Genomic DNA, 19988 nt, shown 5'->3' on the forward strand with positions numbered 1-19988 from the left:
GGGGCGGGGGTGGGCGCACTTGCCCGCGTTGGCGGGGTGCCGCTGCGCCCACCCGTGCCGCCCCAAGCGGCACGACTGCCCGCAGCTCAGGGGGAGTCAGTCCAGATAGCCCCGGAGTTGGTCCGCGTACGCGTGATCCCGGAGCTTGCTCAAGGTCTTGGACTCGATCTGGCGTATCCGCTCGCGGGTCACCCCGAACAGCCGGCCGATCTCCTCCAGTGTGCGGGGGCGGCCGTCCGCCAGGCCGTACCGGAGTTGGACCACCTTCCGCTCCCGCTCCCCCAACGTCGACAGCACAGCCTCCAGATGCTGCCGTAGCAGCAGAAACGCGGCCGATTCCACGGGACTTGCCGCGTCCCCGTCCTCGATGAGGTCACCGAGGGCGACCTCGTCCTCCTCCCCCACCGGCGCGTGCAGAGACACCGGTTCCTGCGCCAGGCGCAACACCTCACGCACCCGCTCCGGAGGGAGTTCGAGATGGGCCCCCACCTCCTCGGGGGTCGGCTCATACCCCCGCTCCTGCAACATGCGCCGCTGCACCCGGACGACCCGGTTGATCAGCTCCACGACATGCACCGGCACCCGTATCGTCCGGGCCTGATCCGCGAGCGCACGCGACATCGCCTGCCGGATCCACCACGTCGCGTACGTCGAGAACTTGTACCCGCGCGCGTAGTCGAACTTCTCCACCGCGCGGATGAGGCCGAGGTTGCCCTCCTGGACGAGGTCGAGCATGGTCAGCCCGCGCCCCACGTACCGCTTGGCGACGGAGACGACGAGGCGCAGGTTGGCCTCGATGAGGCGGCGCTTGGCCATGCGGCCCATGACGACGATCCGGTCGAGGTCGAGCGCGAGCCCGCTGTCGAGCACGGGCGTGGTGCCGAGCTTCTCCTCGGCGAAGAGGCCGGCCTCCACCCGGCGGGCGAGTTCGACCTCCTCGGCGGCGGTGAGCAGGGGGATGCGGCCGATCTCGCGGAGGTACTGGCGGAACAGGTCGGCGGAGGGGCCGCCGCTCTCGGTGCGGGAGGCGCCGCGCACGGGCGTCACGGGCTCGTCGTCGCCGGTCAGCGCCTCGGCGGGCGGCTCGGGGGCGTCCTCCGGAGTGGATTCCGGGGCCGTCGCCGGGTCGCCATGGCTCTGCGCGGGCACGGCCCCTAGCAGGCCCGGCTCGGCACCGCCGTGGGCGCTACGGGCCATCTGCGTGAGGGTGTGGGTCTGCACGGGGGCGACCTCCAGGATGATCGCTGCTCCGGGGGGGGTGTGCGGCAGCGGCGCGGCGGAGCGCGAAGTCGACGGCCTGCGCTCCGGAGACTCGGGCACCGCCCCCAGTGTGGGGTACGACACATCTTCGCCACGAGAGTCGTGCGGTGACTTTTTGCTTCCGGTCCGTGACCGCGTGGTGATCCTGAGGCGCTGGGGCGCCTAGAGAGCGGTCGGACCCTCGTGCTGGAGTGCCCGGTCGTACCGGGTGAGCACCATCATCTCGTTCTGCACGGCCGCCGACTGGGCCGGATCGGTGTTGCCGAGGCGGGTGAGGGTGGACTGCAGCTCGGTGAGGCGGCGGGTGACGGCACGGCGCCTGATCTGCACCAGCACCATGCCCGCGTACGTCTCGTCCACCGTGCGGCGCATGATCGTCTCCACGGCCAGCTCGGTGACCATGGCCCGGACGGTGTCGTCGGGAGCGGCCTCGCGGACGCGGACGACGTACTCCTGGGGGTCCTGGGTGCCGAACTCGGCGCCGCCGGCCTCCGCGATGGCCTGGCGGACGGCCGCGTACGGGGGTGCGGTGAACTCGTCCAGGCCGTAGGCGTCGAAGGCGGGAGAGACCAACTCCGGGCGCTGTAGGGCGAGTTTGAGGAGTTCGCGCTCGGTGGCGTAGACCGGGTTGCGCAGGGTGAGGGCGGGGCCGCCGGTGGCGCGGGGCGCGGCCTCCCAGCTCTGCTGGGGGGCGCGGGACTGCGTCTGCGGGGCGGCGCCGCCCTTGCCGCCTCGGTCGCGGGCCCAGCGGGCGAGCTGGGCGACGCGCTTGACGACGAACTGGGTGTCGAGGATGCCGAGCATGCCCGCGAGGTCGACCGCGACCTCGTGCTGGGCGCCGCTGTTCTTGATCCGGGCGACGACCGGCGCGGCCTCGTCCAGGGCGGCGGCGCGGCCGGCCGGGGTGTCGAGGTCGTAGCGGGCGACGATCTGGCGCAGCGCGAACTCGAAGAGCGGGGTGCGGGGTTGGACCAGGTCGGCCACGGCCTCGTCGCCCTTGGCGAGGCGGAGTTCGCAGGGGTCCATGCCGTCGGGCGCGACGGCGATGTAGGTCTCGGCGGCGAACTTCTGGTCGTCCTCGAAGGCGCGCAGCGCGGCCTTCTGTCCGGCCGCGTCGCCGTCGAAGGTGAAGATCACGCGGGCCGAGCCGTTGTCCATCAGCAGCCGGCGCAGGATCTTGATGTGGTCGCCGCCGAAGGCGGTGCCGCAGGTGGCGATGGCGGTGGTGACCCCGGCGAGGTGGCAGGCCATGACGTCGGTGTAGCCCTCGACCACGACGGCCCGGCTGGACTTGGCGATCTGCTGCTTGGCCAGGTCGATGCCGTACAGGACCTGGGACTTCTTGTAGATCGCGGTGTCGGGGGTGTTGAGGTACTTGGGCCCGTTGTCGGACTCGTAGAGCTTGCGGGCGCCGAAGCCGACGACCTCGCCGCCGATGTCCCGGATGGGCCACATCAGGCGGCCCCGGAAGCGGTCGATGGGGCCCCGGCGGCCGTCCTGGGCGAGGCCGGAGAGGATCAGTTCCTTGTCGCTGAAGCCCTTGCCGCGCAGATAGCGGGTGAGGTGGTCCCAGCCCTGGGGGCTGTAGCCGACGCCGAAGTGGACGGCGGCGGCCTGGTCGAAGCCGCGCTCGGCGAGGAAGACCCGGCCGGTGTCGGCCTCGGGGCTGGTGGCGAGCTGCTCGGCGTACCACTGGGCGGCGATCTTGTGGGCCTCGACCAGGCGGATGCGCTCGCCGCGCTGGTGGGCGGGGTTGTAGCCGCCCTCCTCGTAGCGCAGGGTGATGCCGGCCTGGCCGGCGAGGCGCTCGACGGCCTCGGAGAAGGAGAGGTGGTCCACCTTCATCACGAAGGTGATGGTGTCGCCGCCCTCCTGGCAGCCGAAGCAGTGGAAGAGTCCCTTGCTCGGGCTGACCTGGAAGGACGGCGACTTCTCGTCGTGGAAGGGGCAGAGGCCCTTGAGGTTGCCGCCGCCCGCGTTGCGCAGCTGGAGGTACTCCGAGACCACGGCGTCGATCGGGACCGCGTCCCGTACCGCCTTCACGTCCTCGTCGTTGATCCGTCCTGCCACGGATGAATTCTACGGGGGTCCGGGGACACTCCCCGCGCGCCCGGTCCTCACGGCACCAGGCTCGCGAGCGGGACGTGGGGGTCGGCGAGGGCCTCCACGTCCACCTCGGCGCCGGAACGGATGAGGCGCTGGATGTGTTCTGTGACGTCCCACACGTTCACGTTCATCCCGGCGAGCACCCGGCCCTCGCGCACCCAGAAGGCGATGAACTCGCGCTTGCCTGCGTCGCCCCGGAGGACGACCTGGTCGTAGGAGCCGGGGGGCGCCCAGCCGCTGTACTCCAGCCCCAAGTCGTACTGGTCGGAGAAGAAGTAGGGCACGCGGTCGTAGGTGACGTCCTGGCCGAGCATCGCGCGGGCCGCCGCCGGGCCGCCGTTCAGGGCGTTGGCCCAGTGCTCGACGCGCAGCCGGCCGCCGAGGAGCGGGAAGTTCGCCACGTCACCGGCGGCGTGGATGTCGGGGTCGGAGGTGCGCAGGCGCTCGTCCACCACGATGCCGCCGCCCACCGCCGGGTCGGCCAGCTCCAGCCCGGCCGCCTCGGCGAGGGCCGTACGCGGGGCGGCGCCGATGGCGGCGAGCACGTCGTGCGCGGGGTGTTCCTCGCCGTCGTCGGTGCGGGCGGCGAGGACCATGCCGTCCTGGCCGATGATCTCGGTGAGCCGGACCCCGAAGTGGAAGCGGACCCCGTGCTCTCGGTGCAGCTCGGCGAAGAGGTTGCCCAGCTCGGGGCCGAGGGCGCCGTACAGCGGGGCGGGCTCCGGTTCGATCACGGTGACCTCGGCGCCGTACTCGCGGGCGGCCGCCGCGACCTCCAGGCCGATCCAGCCGGCGCCCGCGATCACCAGGTGGCCGTTGTCCCGGCCGAGGGCGGCCAGCACCCCCTTGAGACGCTCGGCGTGGGCGAGGCGGCGCAGGTGGTGGACGCCCGCGAGGTCGGTGCCGGGGACGTCGAGGCGGCGGGGTTCGGCGCCGGTGACGAGCAGCAGCTTGTCGTAGCGGATCAGGGTGCCGTCGTCGCCGAGGCGGACGGTCCGGGCCGCGCGGTCGATGGCGTCGACGGTCTGGCCGAGGTGCAGCTCGATGTCGTTCCGGGCGTACCAGGCGGGCTCGTGGACGAAGACGCTGTCGCGCTCCTCCTTGCCGAGCAGGTGTCCCTTGGACAGCGGCGGACGCTCGTAGGGGTGGTCCAGCTCGTCGCAGATCAGTATCACGCGGCCGGTGAACCCTTCCGCGCGGAGCGTCTCGGCCGCTTTGGCTCCGGCGAGCCCGCCTCCGACGATGACGAACGTCTGATCCGCGTCGACCACTTGATGCCTCCTCGTAACGATGCACCGCTATCAGGCTTCAGGCGAGCGTCCCGCACGCGGCGTGGTGCGGGAAGAGGGGGTGACCGGAAACGGGCCACCCCCCGTCATTTTCCCGCTACATATGCCCGGTGAGCCTGGCGTGCAGGGTGCGGGCGGACGCGTCGGTCAGCGAGGCGATCTGGTCCACGATGACCCGCTTGCGCGCCTGGTCGCTCTCCGCCTCGTCGAACAGCGCCCTGAACTGCGGTTCCAGCCCCTCCGGCGCGCGCAGGGTGAGCGCCTCGGCCAGCTCGGCGACGACGATGCGCTGATCGGCGCGGAGCAGTTCCTGCTCGGCCCGCTGCATCACGTACCGGTCCGCGACCGCCTTGAGCACCGCGCACTCCATGCGCGCCTCGCGGGGTACGACGAGTTCGGCGCCGTACCGCGTGAGGCGGCCGGTGCCGTGGGCGGCGCGGGTGGCGGTCTCGGCGGCGAGGCAGAAGCGGCCGATGAGCTGGCTGGTGGCGTCCTTGAGCCGGGCCTGGGCGCCCGCGGTGCCGTCGTAGCCGTGCGGCCACCACTCCTGGTCCAGGAGCCGGTCGAGGGCCTCGGCGAGTTCGGCGGGGTCGGTGTCCGCGGGGACGTAGCGGCCGATGGCGACCTCGAAGACCGCCTCCCGTTCGGGGTCGGCGTGCAGGCAGCCGGGGTCGACGTGGCCGGCGTGCAGGCCGTCCTCGACGTCGTGCACCGAGTACGCGACGTCGTCGGCCCAGTCCATGACCTGCGCCTCGAAGCAGGTGCGGGTGCCGGGGGCCTCCTTGCGGACCCAGTCGAAGACGGGGCGGTCGTCGTCGTAGACGCCGAACTTGGGGGACGCCGGGTCGGTGGGGTGGGTGCCGCGCGGCCAGGGGTACTTGGTCGCGGCGTCCAGGGTGGCGCGGGTGAGGTTGAGGCCGACGGAGCCCTCGGGGGTGAAGCGCTTGGGCTCGATGCGGGTGAGGAGCCTCAGGGACTGGGCGTTGCCCTCGAAGCCGCCGATGTCGTCCGCGAACTCGTTCAGCGCCTGCTCGCCGTTGTGGCCGAAGGGGGGATGGCCGAGATCGTGCGCGAGGCAGGCGGCTTCGACCAGGTCGGGGTCGCAGCCGAGGGCCGCGCCCAGCTCGCGGCCGACCTGGGCGCACTCCAGGGAGTGGGTGAGGCGGGTGCGGGGGGTGGCGTCCCACGCCGGGGTGCGGGTGCCGGGCGTGACGACCTGGGTCTTGCCCGCGAGGCGGCGCAGCGCGGCGGAGTGCAGGATGCGGGCGCGGTCGCGCTGGAAGGCGGTGCGGCCGGGGCGTTTGTCGGGTTCGGGTGCCCAGCGTTCGACGGAGGTCGGGTCGTAGGCCGAGGGGTGTGCGGTGCCTTCCATGCCTCGACAGTAAGCGCCGGTACGGACATCGCGCGGCAGGGGTGACGGAATTGTGGCGGTGTGCGGGGGTTGAGCAGGGGGCGAGTGGTGGTCGAGTGAACCACACGGCCGCGATTCACGTCCTCCGGTACGGGACCGGACACAGGGGGCGGGATGAGGATCGGCCGACCGAGGCTGCCGCGTACGGTGCGGGGGCGCCGACGGCTGGTGCGGGGCGTGGTCGGGGGGTGCGTGCTGGCCCTGCTGCCGTCGACCTGGCTGTACGTCTCCACGGCGGACCGGCTGCGCACGGCTGCGGACGTGCCGCGCACCGAGGTCGCGGTCGTCTTCGGCGCGGGCCTGTGGAACGGCGGCCCGTCCCCGTACCTGGCCCACCGCCTGGACGCGGCCGCCGGCCTGTACCGCGCCGGCCGCATCAAGGCGGTCCTGGTGACGGGCGACAACAGCCGCGAGGACTACGACGAACCGAGCGCCATGCGCGCCTACCTCAGCCGCCACGGCGTCCCCGCCGAACGCATCGTCAGCGACTACGCGGGCTTCGACACCTGGGACTCCTGCGTCCGCGCCCGCCGGATCTTCGGCGTCCACCGGGCCGTCCTGATCAGCCAGACCTTCCACATCCGCCGCGCGGTCGCCCTCTGCGAGGCGGCGGGCGTCTCGTCGTACGGCCTCGGTGTGAACGACAAGCACGACGCCACCTGGTACTACGGAGGCACCCGCGAGGTCTTCGCGGCGGGGAAGGCGGCGCTGGACGCGGCGTTCCACCCGTCCCCGGAGTTCCTGGGGCCACGGGAGCGGGGTATCCAGCGGGCGTTGGCGAGCGCCCCTTAGGCCGCCGGTCCTCTAGTCGCGGGTCCCCTGGTCGCGGGTCCCCTAAGGGATCTCCACGTGCCGTCACGCCCCGTAGGGGATCTCCACGAGAACGCCATCAGGCCCCCCGAAGGCGCTATGGACATGACATGTCATGCCCTCTTAAATCTCTAGGACATCAGCGCCACCCCCACGCCTCGCGCCTCACCCAAGGAGACCGATGAGCCGGATACGGCAGCACGTCCGCGGGTCCCGTCGTCTTGCCACCGCCACTGCCGCTGCGGCGGCGGCGACGTTGCTGGTCACCGCCCTCTCCCCCGCCGCCCAGGCCGACGCCGGGCCGAAGCGGGCGACCACGCTCGCGGACGCGGCCTCCCTGCTCGTGGCGCATGCCGCGAGCCTCGGCCTCACCTCCGACCAGGGCACCAGTGTCCGGGACGTGATCGTCGACAAGGACGGTACGCAGCACGTCCGTTACGACCGCACCTACCACCAACTCCCTGTGCTCGGCGGGGACTTCGTGGTGCACCTGAACTCCGGCGGCGGCTATCGCGGCGCCGACCGCGCCACCCGTACCGCGCTCGAACTGCCTACGGTCACCCCGAAGTTGCCCGGTTCGAAGGCCGCCGGGATCGCGGTGGACGCGCTGCGTTCCGCCAGCCCCCGGAAGCTGACGCAGGCGAAGGCCAAGCCGGAGCTGGTCGTCGACGCCCTGCACGGCAAGCCGAGACTGGCCTGGCGGACCAACGCGGTCGGCCTGGACACCCTGGGCAACCCGGTGGGCCGTACCGTGCTGACCGACGCCCGCACCGGCGCCCGTATCGACGCCTGGGACAGCATCGAGACGGCCGCCGGCGACGGCAAGTCGCTGTACAGCGGGACGGTTCCGCTTCAGACCACCCAGTCCGGGTCGTCGTACCAGCTCAAGGACGCCACGCGCGGCAACACGTACACCGGTGACGCGGCCAACAAGACCGACCTGTGCATCCTCGGGATCTGCCTGAGCCGCGCCCCCTCGACGGTGTTCACCGACGCCGACAACCACTGGGGCACCGGTGCCACCGCCGACCGTGCCTCGGCGGCCGTCGACGCCCAGTACGGCACCGACCAGACCTGGGACTACTACAAGGACGTCCACGGCCGGAACGGCATCGCGGGCGACGGCAAGGGCTCGTACAACCGCGTCCACTACGGCAGCAACTACAACAACGCCTTCTGGGACGACAGTTGCTTCTGCATGACCTACGGCGACGGTGACGGCACCACCTTCGGCCCGCTGGTCGCGCTGGACGTGGCCGGGCACGAGATGACGCACGGCGTCACCTCCAAGACGGCCGCGCTGACGTACTCGGGCGAGTCCGGCGGCCTGAACGAGGCGACCTCGGACATCCTCGGCACGATGGTCGAGTGGCACGCGGACAACGGCACCGACAAGGGCGACTACCTCATCGGTGAGCGCATCGTGAAGCCCGGCTTCGGCAAGGCCGCGCTGCGCTTCATGGACAAGCCCTCCAAGGACGGCAACTCGGCCGACTACTGGTCCAGTTCGCTCGGCAACCTGGACGTGCACTACTCCTCCGGCGTCGCCAACCACTTCGCGTACCTCCTCGCCGAGGGCAGCGGCGCGAAGACCATCAACGGTGTCTCGTACGACTCGCCGACGGCGGGCGGTCAGTCGGTGACCGGCATCGGCCGGGACAAGGTCGGCAAGATCTGGTACCGGGCACTGACGGTGTACATGACCTCCTCCACCAAGTACGCGGGTGCCCGCACGGCGACCCTGAACGCGGCGAAGGACCTGTACGGGGCCGGGAGCGCGGAGTACAACGCGGTCGCGGCGGCGTGGAGCGCGGTGAACGTGAATTAGTAGGTTGAGTGATGGCTGACGGTGCGTCGGGCTTCCGGCGCACCGTCTTCGCGTTCCCCCCGGCCGCACGCCATTCGTGTGCACTTGGCGCTCTGTCCCTGATGTGCCCCTGACCTGCTGTTACGTCGTGCCGCCTCACCCGTGCGGGGGCGGCGGGCGCCACCCGTTCACCGCAGCGAGGGCTCCGGCTCGGGAGGCGGGCGGGGCGCGGTGGCCTTTACCTCGGAAGGGCAGGGGCACGTCCCCCGCATCACACGAGTGAAGGACACGAGTCGGACAAGCTCTGGGGAGCACCATGCGACGCACCGCCCGTCTGCTGACCGGTACCACGCTGGCCGTAGCCGCGGCCGGGCTCGGCACCGTTCCGGCCCACGCGGACGCGGCGCGGCTGACGCCCGCGCGGGTCGGCAGCCTCCAGGTGTACCCGTCCACCGCGCTGCCCGGCAGCCAGGTCACGGTGAACACGGCGGCCTGCGGGGAGAAGGGCGCGGCGGTCGGTGACGCGGGGGCCGTGGGCGCGGGGACGTTCGCGCTGGCGCCGACCACGCACGAGGGCGAGGCGATCGGACAGTTCCAGGTACCGGCGGGGGCGCAGCCGGGTACCTACGAGATCGTCGCGCGGTGCGCGGAAGGCGAGAAGCAGGTCACCGGGGACCTGAGGGTGACCATGGCCGGGGCGCACGGGCAGGTGCAGCCGCACGGCAGTGTGAAGACGGGAGTCGGCGGCGCCCTGGGCCCCGGTCCCTTGCAGACCACGGCGGGTGTGGCGGCTCTGGCCGTCGCCGCCGCGGGCGGTACCTGGCTCCTGCATCGCCGGGCGAGAGGCGACGGGATCTGACGGACACCCTCCGCTGTCCGTCGCCGGTACCGCGAAGCCCGCCCCCTAAGGGTCCGATGCCCCTCGTGACCCTTAGGGGGCGGGCCTTCCCCCAAGGGTCGTCTCCGGGAAGGGGCCCCCATGCGCAGGATCGGCGACACCGCCATAGCCGCCGTCACGGTGGTCGCGCTCGGTACCGGTGTCTGGCTGCTCGGTACCAGTACCGGTACCGGTACTCCCCCGCAGCCGTCCGCCGCCGAGGGCCGCCCCGATCCTGGTGGTGAACGCGGCGGCGCCCCTCCCCTGATGGCGTCCCCGCCCACCCGTATCCGCATCCCCGCGATCCGGGTGAACGCTCCCCTGATGGGCCTCGCCCTGACCTCCTCGGGCAGCCTGGACGTCCCTCCCCCCGCCGAGAAGAACCTCGCCGGCTGGTACGAGGCCGGCACCACCCCCGGCGACACCGGCACCGCCGTCGTCGCCGGCCACGTCGACAACACCCAGGGCCCCGCCGTCTTCTACGACCTCGGCGCCCTCAAGCGCGGCACCACGATCGAGGTCGACCGCGAGGACGCGACGACGGCGGTCTTCACGGTGGACGCGGTGGAGGTGTACTCGGCGAAGAACTTCCCCGACGAGAAGGTCTACGGCGCCTCGTCCCGCCCCGAACTCCGGGTGATCACCTGCGGGGGCGGGTACTCCAAGTCGACGGGGTATCAGGGGAATGTGGTGGTGTTCGCGCACCTGACGGGCGCGCACGGCACCTGACGGCCCGCGCCGGTCAGTCGATGCCGGAGCGCTCCACTCCCGTCACGATCCACCGCTGGAAGACCAGGAAGACCACGAGCAGCGGCAGGATCGACACGGCCGCCGCGACGAACAGTTCGTGCAGCCGGATCACCTGGGCGGTGGTGAAGGACGACAGGGCCACCTGGACCGTCCAGGCGCTCTGGTCCTGGCCGATGACCAGCGGCCACAGGAACGAGTTCCAGGCGCCGAGGAACACGATGGTGCCGACGGCGGCGAACACCGGCCGGGCGTTCGGTACCACGATCAGCCAGTACGTACGCCAGTATCCGAGCCCGTCGACCTGCGCCGCGTCCTCCAGCTCCCTGGGGAACCCGAGGAAGTACTGGCGGAAGACGAAGCAGGCGAACGCCGAGAACAGGGTCGGCACGATGAGGCCGCGCAGGGTGGAAATCCAGCCGAGCGAGGACACCAGCACGAAGCTGGGCACGAAGGTGACGGCGGCCGGGATCAGCAGGGTGCCGAGGATGCCGTAGAAGACCTTGTCCGCGTGCCGGTAGGGGATGCGGGCGAGGCCGTAGCCCGCGAGGGAGGCGAGCAGGAGGGTGCCGAGGGTGGTGGCGACGGCGATCAGCGCGGAGTTGAGCAGGGAGCGGGCGAAGGGGACGGAGGTGTCCGCGAACAGCTCGTGGACGTTGTCCCAGCGCAGCTCGTGCGGGAAGAAGGTCCACTCGGGCGAGGTGATGTCCCGCTCGGTGGACAGGCCGTTGCGGAGCAGCAGGTAGAAGGGGATCAGGAAGAGCAGCGCGAGCGCGATCAGCACGGCGAGCCTGAGGGCGCGGCCGGCCCGTACGAGGGCGTCATCCATCGGCGTCGGTCCTCCCGAGCTTCAGCCAGCGCGCCTGGGCGACGGTCACCACGGCGATGACCAGCGCGAGGATCACGGCACCGGCGCTGCCGAGTCCCAGGTTCTGCCCCTGGCCGAGGGCGGTGTAGTAGAGGTAGACGAGCGGGGGCCGGGCGTAGGGCGGGTAGCCGCGGGCGTCGGAGAGCAGGTTGTAGAACTCGTCGAACGCCTGGAAGGCGTTGACGACGAGCAGCAGCACCACCGCGACGGAGGTGGCGCGCAGTTGGGGCAGGGTGATGTGGCGCAGTACGGTCCAGCCCGGCCGGGCGCCGTCCACGGCGGCGGCCTCGTACAGCGCCGGGTCGATGCGCTGGAGCCCGGCGAGGAAGAGGATCATGTAGAAGCCGGCCTGGAGCCAGAGCCGTACCGTGATGAGGACCAGCCAGTACCAGGGTGGGTCGGGGGTGGCGAGCCAGGCGACGGAGTCGGCGCCGAACCAGCCGAGGACGGTGTTGGCGAGCCCGAACCGCACCCCGCTGAAGATCGACATCTTCCAGACCAGGGCCGCGACGACATAACTGCACGCGGCCGGCAGGAAGAACACCGACCGGAAGAAGGCGCGTGCCCAGTGGACCCGGTTGACCATCAGGGCGAGGGTCAGGGAGACCACGTAGGTGGTGGGCACGATGAACGCGGTGAAGACGAGGAAGGTCTTGAGACTGTCCCGGAAGGCGTCGTCCCGCAGCATCGCGGTGTAGTTGTCGAGGCCGACGAAGTGCGTGGGCGTGACGGTGTTGTGCGCGTCGAAGAAGCTGAGGCCGACGCTCCACAGCAGCGGGACGTAGGTGAACAGGGCGAGTCCGGCGGCGAAGGGGCCGACGAAAACCCAGAACCACAGCGCTGACCGGTGCTTCACCGCTTCTTCTTCACCCGGTCGAGTTCGGCGCTCACCTTCCGTACAACGGCCCGCACTTCGCTCTCCGGATTGGCGCCGCCCTTGATGATCCGGACCAGGGCGTCCTGGTAGGCCGTCTGGTTCGCGGGGGTCCACAACAGGGGCTGGGCGTGGCCGTGTTCGGTGGTGAAGCGGACGGCGTCGGCGGCAGGGCCGGACCGCAGCTTGGCCGCCTTGCGGGCGAGGGAGATGCGGGCCGGTATGTGGAAGCCGTAGGAGAGGGCGAACTCCTCCTGGTAGTCGGTGCGTTCGACCCACAGCCACTTCACGTACTCCTTGGCGGCCGCCCGGTGCCGGCTGCGCGCGCTGACGGCGGAGCCGTACGCGCCGACGGGGACGGCGGGGGCGCCGTGCGGGCCGTCCTTGGGGAAGGGCAACACCCCGAAGTCGTCGCCGAGTTCCTTGCTGATCTGGGGCAGCGCCCAGAGGCCGGACCACTGCATGGCGGTGAGTCCCTGGAGGAAGGCGGCGGGGTCCGACCAGTCGGTGGGGGCGCCGAGGAGGAGGGACTTGTCGGCGTACAGGTGGTGGAGTTTGCCGAGGGTGCGGGCGGCGGCGGGGTCGTCGAAGCCGACCTTGCCGTCGTCGGTGACGAGTTGAAGTCCGGCTGCGTTGAGGGGGGTTCCGGAGAGGACGCCCGCGCCGCCGTCGTTGCCGAGGAAGAGGCCCTTGACCTTGGCGGTGGTGAGCCGCTTGGCGGCGTCGATGAGGGCGTCCAGGGTGGTGGGCGGCTCGACACCGGCGGCCTTCAGCAGGCTCTTGCGGTAGTAGAGCATCTGCATGTCGATGACCTGCGGGATGCCCCAGATCTTGCCGTCGTACGTCTTGGGGGTGAGCACGGCGGGGTTGAAGTCGTCCTTCACCCCTTCGAGCAGGTCGGTGAGATCGACGACCTGGCCGCCCTGGATCTGGTCGAGCGATGGACTCCCCTCGAAGACGTCCGGCCCGGAGTCGGTGAGCAGCGCGGCGGCGGTCTGCCGGTCGTAGTCCCCGGGCCGCCACTGCACACTGACGTCGGCCTTGTCGTACCCCGCGGCATACCGCTTGACGGCCTGCTCGGTACCGGCCTCCCCGTACTGGTGGTACCACTGCGCCAGCCTGGTACCACCCTTGCTGTCCCCGCGCCCGGTGTTGCCCCCGCAGGCGGCCAGCAACCCGACGCCCGCCCCCGCACCCAACAGTCCCCTACGACTGACCGCCATCTGAGCACCTCCTCGCTTCCGTCATCGATGCCCGGCCCGGCGATCAACGATGCGGGACGAGTACGAAGAGGGTGTTGCGACGGTGTGTCACCCCTGGGGGCGACCTTCCGTGCGGTGGCTCGTTGTGCCTGTCGTACGAAAGGAGAGCTGATGGTCGGCTCGTCGCACGAGGCGCTGCACCGCATCTTCCAGAAGGACCCGGCCCTGCTGACCCGGGCGTTGCAGCGGGTGCTGCACGTACCGTTCCCGGAGCCCCGCGAAATCGCCGCGCTGAACGTGGATCTCACCGAGATCGAGCCGGTGGAGCGCCGCGTGGACACGCTGTTGCGCGCGGAGACGGATGAGGGCACGTACCTGCTGGTGGTCGAGTCCCAGGGCAAGGTGGACGACCGCAAGCGGGGCAGTTGGCCGTACTACCTGTCGTACCTGTACGAGAAGTACCGCTGCGAGCCCGTGCTGATCGTCATCACCCAGAACAGCGCGACCGCCCGCTGGGCCGCTCAGCCCATCCGCCTCGGCTTCCCCGGCTGGCACTCGCTGACCGTCCGGCCGTTGGTGCTGGGCCCCGACAACGTCCCGGTGATCACGGACGAGCATCAGGCGGAACGGGACGTACCCCTCGCGGTGCTTTCCGCCATGACACACGGACGCGGACCGCGAGCCGCGCCCATACTGGAATCACTCGCCACCGCCCTGAAGACCATCGACCCGGACAGCGCCGCGGTCTTCGTACAGTTCGTCGACTCATGCCTGGCCGATCCCCAGGCGAAGCAGATGTGGAGGGACCTGATGACCGCGATCCAGTACTTCTGGCGCCATCCGCTGGCGGAGCAGGTACGGGAGGAGGGGCGGGAGCAGGGCTTGGCGGAGGGCCGCGAGCAGGGCCGGGCCCAGGCCAAGGCGGAGATGGTGCTGCGCGTGCTGGAGTGGCGGGGGATTCCCGTACCAGAGCACGTCTCCGAGCGCGTGATCGCTTGCGACGACCCGAACCAACTCGAACTCTGGGCGCAGCGGGCCGTACGCGCGACCTACGCCGAAGACCTGTTCACCGAGGAGTGACCTGACAGGTCCGTCCCGGACTGCACGGCGGGGCGGCCCGTGGCTTTGGCCAAATGGGACCGCCCCCTCTGCGTACTTCGGGGTACGGGGTGGGAATGACCGATGGACATCCGCGTGAGCGTGGAACGCAGACCGGCTGGAGAGGCCGCGCGTGGCTGCGCTACCTGGTGATCTTCTGTGTATCCGCGCCTTTCTACGGGTTGGGCGCCGTGGTGTCTCACGCGTGGGTGCACACGCCGTGGGAGTCCGCTGTGGCGATGGCCGTCGTACTGGCGGTGTTCGTACCGGTCGCCGTCCTGTGGTCCACCAGTCGAACCCGAAGCGGTGGAGGGGACCGATGACCTCGAGGCGGTGGAGCCGGGAGCCGTTGGTGAGGATCTGGATCAGCATCCCGGAGCGGTGAGCGAACGTGTACGCATCCGCGAAGTCACGGTCGATCAGCGACTCACCGCCGGTGAACTGGACCCACAGAAGCCCGACTTCCCACAGCAGGTGCAAGAGCCGGACCTTGTCCTGCCAGGGCAGTCCCTCGAACTTCCGCTCCGCGGGGCAGCAGCGCTCGCAGTTGAAGTTGCAGCCCTTGTTGATCTCGTACGTGGCCCGGCCGTAGCCGAGACCGGTACCGGCGCGTACGAGGACGGCGTCACGCATCACCGCGTCCGCCAGGTCCACGCTCCAGGCCGTTCGGGCATGGTCGAGGAGCCAGGTCGGCAGAGGGTTGCTGCTCTCGGCGGTCGATGCCAGCTCTTCGTAGAGGGCCCGGGAAATACGCATTCCGCCCTTGGAGCCGGGGCGGGCGATCAGGAAGGTTCCGTTGTACGGGCTCGCGATCAACTGGCGCATGGGGCCTCCCCCTGCGTGCCCTCCCAGGTGTGCTGCTCGGCATGATCGGCGAACAGACAGCAGCCCTCCCCGCCGAGCTCCGGGCAGTCCGGGAGTACGACGAGTTCCGCCTCGCTCATCCCGTGCCAGCGGAGCCACAGCGCGGTCCCGCGCATGCCGTCGTCGCCGAGGAGACCGAAGTGGTCACCGTCATGCGTGGACAGTTGGCACTGCACCGCTCTGTCGACGTGATCACCAGTCAGCTCTTCCTGGGCTTCCCGCATCAAGTCGAGGGGCACCCTGCGCCAGTGAACGCACCGCATCACGACACCGTCCAGAAGGATTTGGCGGAGTAGCAGGCCACCCCGAACCGGAACCGTTCCGCCGTGCGGCGGTGCGGTTTGCGCCTCCAGACTGGACCGGTGGACCGGTCCAGTCAAGGATGAACCTGGACTTGATGAACGGGGAAGTATGTCCCAGCAGCTCAAGGCACTTGATGAAGCATCAAGTGCTGGTGAGAGTAGGCGGCGGGCTTTCGCTTCAGAGGTTCTTCTACATCGCGTAGGTGTCTACCTGTTCGAAGAGCGAGGCAGGAGTAACACCCTCCTCGCAGACCAGCGGGCGCCCCTCCTGGTCGCGCGCCGTGTGCAGGAGGACCGCGACAGCACTGCCCTCCTCGACCCCCAGCCGCTCCGCCTCAACCTCAGTGGCGAGCCGCACGGTGATCACGTCGACTCCTTCAGCCGGGAAACGCCCGGTCTGCCGACGGACATAGCGAGTCGTGCCCTCGGCGATGGGCGCGGCACCGGACAGCCGGGGTGCCGCCTCCGCGATCTCGGGAGGGAACCACGCCTCCACACAGCTATGGGGGCTCCCATCGGGGAGTTGGAGAACCCGGACGCGCCGAAGAGCCAGTACGCCGGGCGCCAGCCCCAGCGCTTCTGCAACGCGCGCAGGCGGTTCGGCCCAGTCGGGCACCCCGACCCGCAGGAAGGGCATCCCACCAAGGATGCGGGTCGACCCGGCCCGACGAGCGCCGGCGGCCCTCGCCACGGGGGTCTCCGTCACCACGAAACCGGTCCCCTGCTTGGCCACCACCACGCCGTCGTTGCGGAGCACGTCCACAGCCTTGATGGCGGTGGCCCGCGACACGCCCCACTGCTCTGCCAGGTCTCGGCCGGACGGGATGGTCTCGCCGGGGGCGAACTCCCCAGCGGCGATGCGGGCCCGGAGCGACTCGGCGATCTCCTCGTACTTCAGAACAGCCATGGCTTCCTCTACCTCGCGCGCTGGACTGGTCCACCGGTACACACGATACTGCGAGCATGTCGAAACTCGAATTGGCCCCCTCCGTGATGCGGTTCTACGGCGAGACGGTGAACGAGGACGACCGCCTGCGCACATCGGCAGACGGACGGATGGAGCTGGCCCGGACCCAAGAGCTTCTCCGACGCTTCCTCCCCCCGGCGCCGGCACGTGTACTCGACGTGGGTGGGGGCACCGGCGTTCACGCCGAATGGCTGGTGAAAGACGGCTACGACGTGACACTGGTGGACCCGGTCCCCCGCCATGTCGAGACCGCGTCAGCCGTGTGCCCGGCGGTCGTAGGAGACGCACGCGACCTGAACGAGCCGGACGACAGTTTCGATATTGTGCAGCTTCTTGGGCCGCTGTATCACCTACCGAATCCCGAGGACCGGCGCACTGCGCTGGCGGAAGCCCAGCGCGTGGTGAAGCCGGGTGGGGTAGTCGCAGCAGCAGCCATCAACCGGTACGCGTCGCTTTTCGAGCACGTGACGTACGCCCACCTCCACAAAGAGCGAATCCGTGACTCCGTCTCAAAGATTCTAGAGACGGCCGTCTATGACGGCGCGCGAGGGTTCACCCTGTCCTACTTTCACAGGGCTGAGGAACTAGCTTCGGAGCTGGTTACGTCCGGACTGACTGACGTGCAGGTCTTCGGAATTGAGGGCCCCGCGTGGTCTCTGGTGAAGGTGGCGGAGCAACAGCCGGGCGAAGGACCAACCAATGAGCTGGTTGCGTCTGCCATGGAAGCGGCCCGCATGGCCGAACCCTACCCAGAGTTGCTTGCCGCCAGTTCGCATCTACTGGCCGTGGGAAGGGCCCCTTCTGGCATCGACCTCTGATGTCAACGGTGGTGAGCACTTACGAAGCAGCCCTTGTCGCGCAGCCCATCTAGCGCTGGCAGCGCGGGCAAACTTTCATCAAGTGCCCGCGCATGGCGCGGGCGCACGCCGCCCCTGCGGCTGGGGCGGCCAGCTCCACGGCTTTAGGCAGCCAATTCGGCACGAGCCCAAAGCCTCCCCACCGACCTACGAGTACTTCAGTTACTTCAGTAACCCGTCGTTCCGCCGTGTATGATCCCTGGGATCTCAACCACGCGCGACAGGAGGCCCCATGAGCAGCGGTATATCCTCAGACACTGTCAAGCATTTGGAATTTCTGCAAGCCGTGATTACTCGACTAAACCAAACCGCATTCCTTATTAAGGGTTGGGCGATGACGCTGACTGCCGGAGTCATCGGCCTAGCGGCAAGCCAGGGAGACCTAAGGATATGTGGCGCCGGCCTCGTACCTGTGTCCTCGTTCTGGCTCCTCGACTCGTACTTCCTTCGGCAGGAGCGAATGTATCGGCGTCTTTATGACGCTGCCCGCCGACCTGATGGATCGGTCGAGAACTTCTCCATGGACGCAACCCCCTATAAGACACAGGTCCCTTTCAGGGGCGCGGCGTTTTCACCGCTACTGCTGCTTTTTTACGCGACCTCAGTCGTAACGCTACTGGCCTTGACGATCCTGGCATTTACCCTTTGACGACACAGGTCACCGCTCTTGCAGCATACGGGTGAGAATGGCAGAGTGAGTGTTTGCCTGCCCCGTTAGATCCCCATCCGGATCAAACGTCAGATACCCTAGATCCCTAACGGGGTCCGTTGGGGACGGCGGGATTTTACTGGACCAAATAGGTATCACCTCTCCATCTTGATACCTATTCTTATACTGGCTCACTTCGAACAGTGTCCACCGCTTCTTGCCGTACATTTCCCCGAGCACTGCAATGACGAAGCGAGACCCGGAGGCATATATTGGCCCCATATAGGTCTCCACGTCTTGCCCCAGGAATCTATGCTGCTCAGCCATGTCGTAGAACACGGCATGGCCAAGGTCCTCAAGCGCATCCCTGAGCGCGTCCGCGTAGCCCCGGTCTTCACCTGCGAAGGAAAGCGCAAAATCATAGCTCTCTTCGTAGTCCACCTTTGTGAAGCCGACATCGCGCACAAACTCAGGCCACGAAATGTTTCGCAAGTAGAAGATCAGCATGGGATTTTCTACGGAAAGAACTCGGGTATCTGGATCAAAGTGTAGAATCTCTGAGATTCCTTCACTGTTCGCCAGATTTTCTAGATATCCCCGTTCAGAGACAAGGCCCACACTGGCTTTTTCTGCCGGATGCTTTCGCATCTCATCTTGAATGGAGATGCTCCATGAGTCAGATTCAGCCAGCCATTTCAGGATGTGCAGGTAAGGCGCCCTGCCGCTCGGCCGGAACTTGGTGCCGCGTGCGAAACTACGAACGATGTCCCCAAAACGCTCACGCTGCCGTGCCACTACTCGCCTTTGGATAGCCGCGAACGACGTGGTCACCTCAACGACGGTACCTGGCCGCTCTAGAATTTCGGCCTGCACACACGCGTCCATGCAGAGAAGTTGCGCTAGATAAAAGCTACCTCGCGCCTTTTCGACGATAAGATCCTTCGCGGAAAGCTTTACGTTAAGCGCCTCTTCTCCGGCGTTCACAAGCTCAGCGATCTTCGAGTCGGGTTCGACCTCGAAGCGGATCACATCAATACGATTCGAGAGATCCGGCGATGCTTTAATGAGCGACCGGCCAGCCTCATTGATTCCAATGATTACCAGCTTCCTTCCGGCGTCTTCAGTGTCAGCCATGATCTTCAACATGTCGGAGATCTGCGACTTGACTGAATCGTGCAGGCGATGGAAGTCATCGATTACGACAGTACCAAATTTGCCGAGGTCGTGAAGCAGCTCGATATACTCAACGTCTTCCGAAGATCGCGCTGAGAGCTGCACCACCTCTTCATCCATATTCGTTTCCCGCAAAGCCTTGCTTACAGCCGTGCTTTTTCCGATTCCGGAGGGACCCTCTACGATGACTCCACGCCCAGGGGACCGAAGAGCCACCACTAGATGGCTGTACTCAGAAGGCTTGACGAACGTGTGCGTCGGCACCCCTGAAATCTTGAAGACGTCTTCGACCCGAGTCTGAGACATGCTGGCTCCGCATATCGCTAAGAAGGTATCGCCCGAGGGCTGGCTGTGCGGTCCCCCAGAGCGTAGCGGTTGGGACGATGGTTCATACAAGAGAACTGGATGCCCGCCGTAACTGGCCGCGAAGCGGGCTCGGTTCTTCATGCCTGCCGGGACTGCACGAGCGCCCTCCCAGGCCATCCTCGGGCCGTGGAAGGGCGTTCTGCGGTGACCAACGTCGACAACTACCGACAGCGCGGCAGCAGGTCAGAACGCTGATCGATAAGGCAGCGCAGGTCACGGCCGCCGATGGTCAGTTGTGGCTGTAGAGAACGGCCGCAGGGGCCCCCTGGCGACCGCCCCCGAGCGTGACACGCCCAAGCCGCACTCCCAGGGCACAACCAGGGCACAACAACTCCGCGCAGGTTCAACGGCAGCCAACGCCAGCAAACCCCGTTTGGCCTGGTCAGCGCCGTAGCTTGACAGTTTCCCCCACCCCATGCCCAAAGAGGCGGCACCCCCGCACAGGGTGCCGCCTCTCTTTT

General features: G+C 68.6%; 16 protein-coding genes. 7 read left to right on the top strand and 9 right to left on the bottom strand.

What is annotated here, in order from left to right; translation table 11 throughout:
- Window positions 1-96: 96 nt before the first annotated feature.
- The 4 genes from E5083_RS13090 to E5083_RS13105 form a co-directional block, all read right to left on the bottom strand.
- The gene (locus E5083_RS13090) at window positions 97-1329 is read right to left on the bottom strand and encodes an RNA polymerase sigma factor (protein WP_425276721.1); all 1233 of its coding nucleotides are present in this window, start codon (window positions 1327-1329) and stop codon (window positions 97-99) included.
- 93 nt (window positions 1330-1422) lie between these two features.
- Window positions 1423-3330 (bottom strand): DNA primase, encoded by a 1908-nt coding sequence (dnaG, locus tag E5083_RS13095; protein WP_135785813.1) that lies wholly within the window; start codon window positions 3328-3330, stop codon window positions 1423-1425.
- A gap of 47 nt (window positions 3331-3377) precedes the next feature.
- The gene (locus E5083_RS13100) at window positions 3378-4637 is read right to left on the bottom strand and encodes an NAD(P)/FAD-dependent oxidoreductase (RefSeq protein WP_135785814.1); all 1260 of its coding nucleotides are present in this window, start codon (window positions 4635-4637) and stop codon (window positions 3378-3380) included.
- Window positions 4638-4752: 115 nt separating this feature from the next.
- The gene (locus E5083_RS13105) at window positions 4753-6027 is read right to left on the bottom strand and encodes a deoxyguanosinetriphosphate triphosphohydrolase (RefSeq protein ID WP_135785815.1); all 1275 of its coding nucleotides are present in this window, start codon (window positions 6025-6027) and stop codon (window positions 4753-4755) included.
- A gap of 153 nt (window positions 6028-6180) precedes the next feature.
- Between E5083_RS13105 and E5083_RS13110 the strand changes: the two genes are divergently transcribed.
- From E5083_RS13110 to E5083_RS13125, 4 genes are all read left to right on the top strand, one after another.
- Complete coding sequence (locus E5083_RS13110) at window positions 6181-6858, top strand: SanA/YdcF family protein (protein ID WP_135785816.1); 678 nt, start codon at window positions 6181-6183, stop codon at window positions 6856-6858.
- Between the two features lie 199 nt (window positions 6859-7057).
- Window positions 7058-8704 (top strand): M4 family metallopeptidase, encoded by a 1647-nt coding sequence (locus tag E5083_RS13115; protein WP_135785817.1) that lies wholly within the window; start codon window positions 7058-7060, stop codon window positions 8702-8704.
- Window positions 8705-8999: 295 nt separating this feature from the next.
- A complete protein-coding gene (locus E5083_RS13120; RefSeq protein ID WP_135785818.1) occupies window positions 9000-9542 on the top strand; it encodes a hypothetical protein in 543 nt (180 codons plus the stop codon).
- A 120-nt stretch (window positions 9543-9662) separates the two neighbouring features.
- On the top strand, window positions 9663-10289 hold the full coding sequence (locus E5083_RS13125; protein WP_135785819.1) for a class F sortase: 627 nt from the start codon (window positions 9663-9665) through the stop codon (window positions 10287-10289).
- Between the two features lie 13 nt (window positions 10290-10302).
- Here E5083_RS13125 and E5083_RS13130 read toward each other — a convergent pair whose 3' ends face one another.
- Genes E5083_RS13130 through E5083_RS13140 form a run of 3 tightly spaced genes read right to left on the bottom strand, consistent with a single transcriptional unit; the run spans window position 10303 to window position 13272 of the window.
- Window positions 10303-11136 carry a carbohydrate ABC transporter permease gene (locus E5083_RS13130; RefSeq protein WP_135785820.1) on the bottom strand — a complete coding sequence of 278 codons (834 nt, stop codon included), beginning with the start codon at window positions 11134-11136 and terminating at the stop codon, window positions 10303-10305.
- Window positions 11129-12031: a carbohydrate ABC transporter permease gene (locus E5083_RS13135; RefSeq protein ID WP_135785821.1), complete on the bottom strand. Its 903-nt coding sequence runs from the start codon at window positions 12029-12031 to the stop codon at window positions 11129-11131. Before E5083_RS13135 ends, E5083_RS13130 begins: the two co-directional genes overlap by 8 nt.
- Window positions 12028-13272: an ABC transporter substrate-binding protein gene (locus E5083_RS13140; protein ID WP_208754039.1), complete on the bottom strand. Its 1245-nt coding sequence runs from the start codon at window positions 13270-13272 to the stop codon at window positions 12028-12030. The genes E5083_RS13135 and E5083_RS13140 overlap by 4 nt, the downstream gene beginning before the upstream one ends.
- A gap of 150 nt (window positions 13273-13422) precedes the next feature.
- Between E5083_RS13140 and E5083_RS13145 the strand changes: the two genes are divergently transcribed.
- On the top strand, window positions 13423-14331 hold the full coding sequence (locus E5083_RS13145; protein WP_135785822.1) for an RpnC/YadD family protein: 909 nt from the start codon (window positions 13423-13425) through the stop codon (window positions 14329-14331).
- Window positions 14332-15203: 872 nt separating this feature from the next.
- Window positions 15204-15509: a hypothetical protein gene (locus E5083_RS32135; RefSeq protein ID WP_167513527.1), complete on the top strand. Its 306-nt coding sequence runs from the start codon at window positions 15204-15206 to the stop codon at window positions 15507-15509.
- Between the two features lie 196 nt (window positions 15510-15705).
- Here E5083_RS32135 and E5083_RS13160 read toward each other — a convergent pair whose 3' ends face one another.
- Entirely contained in the window at window positions 15706-16422 is a 717-nt protein-coding gene (locus tag E5083_RS13160) for a GntR family transcriptional regulator (RefSeq protein WP_135785824.1), read from the bottom strand.
- A 56-nt stretch (window positions 16423-16478) separates the two neighbouring features.
- On the opposite strand from E5083_RS13160, the gene E5083_RS13165 reads away from it, so the two are divergent.
- Window positions 16479-17300 carry a class I SAM-dependent methyltransferase gene (locus E5083_RS13165; protein ID WP_135785825.1) on the top strand — a complete coding sequence of 274 codons (822 nt, stop codon included), beginning with the start codon at window positions 16479-16481 and terminating at the stop codon, window positions 17298-17300.
- Window positions 17301-17997: 697 nt separating this feature from the next.
- Here the strand turns inward: E5083_RS13165 and E5083_RS13175 are convergent.
- On the bottom strand, window positions 17998-19281 hold the full coding sequence (locus E5083_RS13175) for a TIR domain-containing protein (RefSeq protein ID WP_167513528.1): 1284 nt from the start codon (window positions 19279-19281) through the stop codon (window positions 17998-18000).
- Window positions 19282-19988 lie beyond the last annotated feature (707 nt).

Origin of the sequence: Streptomyces bauhiniae (genome assembly GCF_004784475.1) — a bacterium.
Lineage (GTDB): Bacteria > Actinomycetota > Actinomycetes > Streptomycetales > Streptomycetaceae > Streptomyces > Streptomyces seoulensis.

Excerpts from the sequence above, each read along its gene's own strand:
- E5083_RS13105 (WP_135785815.1), bottom strand. The coding sequence starts at position 6,027 with ATGGAAGGCACCGCACACCCCTCGGCCTACGACCCGACCTCCGTCGAA.
- E5083_RS13110 (WP_135785816.1), top strand. The coding sequence starts at position 6,181 with ATGAGGATCGGCCGACCGAGGCTGCCGCGTACGGTGCGGGGGCGCCGA.
- E5083_RS13115 (WP_135785817.1), top strand. The coding sequence starts at position 7,058 with ATGAGCCGGATACGGCAGCACGTCCGCGGGTCCCGTCGTCTTGCCACC.
- E5083_RS13120 (WP_135785818.1), top strand. The coding sequence starts at position 9,000 with ATGCGACGCACCGCCCGTCTGCTGACCGGTACCACGCTGGCCGTAGCC.
- E5083_RS13125 (WP_135785819.1), top strand. The coding sequence starts at position 9,663 with ATGCGCAGGATCGGCGACACCGCCATAGCCGCCGTCACGGTGGTCGCG.
- E5083_RS13130 (WP_135785820.1), bottom strand. The coding sequence starts at position 11,136 with ATGGATGACGCCCTCGTACGGGCCGGCCGCGCCCTCAGGCTCGCCGTG.
- E5083_RS13140 (WP_208754039.1), bottom strand. The coding sequence starts at position 13,272 with ATGGCGGTCAGTCGTAGGGGACTGTTGGGTGCGGGGGCGGGCGTCGGG.
- E5083_RS13145 (WP_135785822.1), top strand. The coding sequence starts at position 13,423 with ATGGTCGGCTCGTCGCACGAGGCGCTGCACCGCATCTTCCAGAAGGAC.
- E5083_RS13160 (WP_135785824.1), bottom strand. The coding sequence starts at position 16,422 with ATGGCTGTTCTGAAGTACGAGGAGATCGCCGAGTCGCTCCGGGCCCGC.
- E5083_RS13165 (WP_135785825.1), top strand. The coding sequence starts at position 16,479 with ATGTCGAAACTCGAATTGGCCCCCTCCGTGATGCGGTTCTACGGCGAG.
- E5083_RS13175 (WP_167513528.1), bottom strand. The coding sequence starts at position 19,281 with ATGGATGAAGAGGTGGTGCAGCTCTCAGCGCGATCTTCGGAAGACGTT.